Source organism: Mesorhizobium sp. M7A.T.Ca.US.000.02.2.1, from assembly GCF_003996995.1.
GTDB lineage: Bacteria > Pseudomonadota > Alphaproteobacteria > Rhizobiales > Rhizobiaceae > Mesorhizobium.
In genome coordinates, this window is the sequence record NZ_RZTT01000669.1 from 1 (window position 1) to 2064 (window position 2064).

The 2064-nt window shown below is 61.1% G+C and carries 2 protein-coding genes and 1 pseudogene; 2 read left to right on the plus strand and 1 reads right to left on the minus strand.

Going from position 1 to position 2064, the window contains the following annotated elements:
* The coding region (locus EOD15_RS33310) for an ATP-dependent DNA ligase (protein ID WP_245463838.1) at positions 1–746 on the minus strand (746 nt) is incomplete at its 3' end.
* A gap of 274 nt (positions 747–1020) precedes the next feature.
* On the opposite strand from EOD15_RS33310, the gene EOD15_RS33315 reads away from it, so the two are divergent.
* Together EOD15_RS33315 and EOD15_RS36370 are read left to right on the plus strand one after the other, a co-directional pair.
* On the plus strand, positions 1021–1611 hold the full coding sequence (locus tag EOD15_RS33315; RefSeq protein ID WP_127320933.1) for a LysE family translocator: 591 nt from the start codon (positions 1021–1023) through the stop codon (positions 1609–1611).
* 273 nt (positions 1612–1884) lie between these two features.
* Positions 1885–2064 (plus strand): annotated as a pseudogene (locus tag EOD15_RS36370) (hypothetical protein); the annotation flags it as partial.

Sequence of the window (2064 nt, forward strand, 5' to 3'; positions counted from 1 at the left end):
CCTTCCAGCCGGCGCGTGAGCGCTCCTCTGTCGGTCCTGGCGATGGTCGACGTGAAGCCGACGTGATCGAGCTTGCCGTCGTCATTGTAGAGGCCGAGGAGCAGCGAGCCAACCTCACGACTGTCCGCGAGATAGCGGAAACCGCCGACAACGCAATCGGCGGTGCGCCTCGGCTTTACCTTCACCATCGCACGTTCCCCGCACAGATAATGCTCATCAAGCACTTTGGCCATGATGCCGTCGGTCGATGCATGGCCGGAGCCGTGTAGCCATCGAGCCGCCGTGGCTGCATCATAAGTGCACTTCGACAGGCGAAGATCTGGACTGTTCGAGGAGGTCACGAAGTCCTCGATCGCTCGCCGCCTTTCCACAAGTGGCTTGCCCGTGATGACCTCGCCGCCCGGCCTGGCAAGCATGTCGAAGAGGATCAGACTGGCAGGCGTCTGCGAACTCAGTTTGCGGATTCTGCTTTGTGCCGGGTGAAGGCGCATCTGCAGCGCCTCGAAGGAAAGCTCACCGTCAATATCAATGACAATCTCGCCGTCGATGACGAAGTGCCCGCACTTGAGGTCACGCAAAATGTCCGTGATTTCTGGAAAATAGCGGCCGAGCGGCTTGCCGGATTTGGCGCGCAGGTCAACGGTGTCGTCGCTCTTGAAAGCCAGGCAGCGAAACCCGTCCCATTTGGGCTCGTACTGCCAGCGGTTTCCATCCCGGGGGATTTCATCGGCAAGCTTGGCCTCCATCGGAGACGTGTCCAGCGGGAGCGGGAAGGCGTTTATTGGTTCATGCACGGGTAGGCCTCCAAAACCGGTTCAGGAACGGCTCCGGCTTTTTTCAACTTCCAGGACTGGCACCGCGTTCCATCTGACGGTTCATGCCTGGTTCTTCGCGATGGGACATTTTCATTTGCCGCGGAACCCGGATGACGGCTGGCCGCTTTGATGTCATCGGCAGCGCTAACGGAGATGCCCCATCGATCCCTCATTGTGGATAGCTTTTGTCGGAACCGTCATTCTCATGCAGGTGCCGCCAGGTCCCGACAGCATGCTGGTGATGGCCCGCGGCATCGGACAGGGGCGCGACGTGGCGCTGTTCACGGTGCTCGGCATGACGCTGGGCGCCGGACTTGTGCAGCTTCCGCTGATTGCATTCGGCCTGTCCTCGCTTGTCCACGCCTCGCCCCTGGCGTTCAATCTGCTTCGATGGGCCGGGGCGGCCTACATCGTCTGGCTGGGTGTCCGGCTGCTGCTTTCATCCTCGGCAACCATTCCCACAGGTGACCTCAAGGCCCTGCGGCCGCTCGCCGCCGCCCGGGAAGGAATGATCGCCAATCTGAGCAATCCCTGGCCTTTGATGTTCATGGTTGCGTTCCTGCCGCAGTTTGTCGATCCGCACAGGGGCTCCGTCACGTTGCAGCTGGTGCTGCTTGGCGCAACACAGAAGATAACCGGTGTGCTGGTGCTGGGAGCCTATGCCTTGGCATCGGGCGCGGCCGGGGCATGGGTCATGCGGCACCCTCGCGCAAGGCTTTGGCAGCAGCGGCTCGCCGGCTCTCTCATCATCGGCCTCGGCTTACGGATGGCGATCGGCGGCGGTACGAGCCGCTGACCAAGCGGATGAACGGGCTGGGCCGAACACTCGACTTTGGCGCCGCGGGATTTTCTTTCGGGGAAAGTTTTGTGCCAAGTCGCCTGAATGACAGGCTCCGACACCCTTCTTCAGTGGAGCGGAGCATTCGCTTGGATGTCCGGCTCCGCCGCAAGAACCCGCATCGGATGAAACGCCGTCGCGGGCCGGGACTGTGTCCAGGAACAAAAAGACTGACCAGAGGTTCGAATTCGATCTCATGCAGCTTGAAACGGCTGCTTCATCGGCATCCGATTGGAAGTTCGTCATGATTTGTTGCGTGGCCCCGGTAAAGACGCGCCTTCAATGAACAAGCCACCTGATGCGGGCCAAAGGGCAAGCGGCCAAAAAAAAGGCGGCGTCGTTCGGGCTCTCGGGCTTGGTCTGATCACCGGGGCGGCCGATGACGACTGCTCGGCCATCGGTACCTACGCG